We start from the raw sequence: 249 nt of genomic DNA, 5'->3' as shown, positions 1-249 counted from the left end.
CCGCAGCCATGTCCGCGACCTGCTGACCGGGCTGGGCCATTCGGTTCTGGAATGTGACAGTCTGGCAGAGGCGCGCGGACTGGCGGATCTGCCCGGCCTTGGGCTGGTGCTGTCGGATATTCAGCTTGGCGATGGCAGCGGGCCGGCGCTGCTGGGCGATATCGCGGTGCGCGGCGCGCTGATGACCTCGCTTCCGTTGGGGCATCCCTTGCGCGACACCCGCTTTCCGGTTCTGACTAAGCCATTCGA

The 249-nt window shown here is 66.7% G+C and carries 1 protein-coding gene; it reads left to right on the top strand.

From position 1 onward, the window contains the following. Nucleotides 1–249 (top strand): hypothetical protein (locus RMT89_RS44600; RefSeq protein WP_315889464.1); only part of this gene is annotated, 249 nt, incomplete at both ends.

The sequence above is a fragment of the Streptomyces sp. P17 genome, from assembly GCF_032436805.1.
GTDB lineage: Bacteria > Actinomycetota > Actinomycetes > Streptomycetales > Streptomycetaceae > Streptomyces.
Note: the sequence above shows the minus strand (reverse complement) of the source record. Positions and strands in the feature narration are given on the sequence as shown.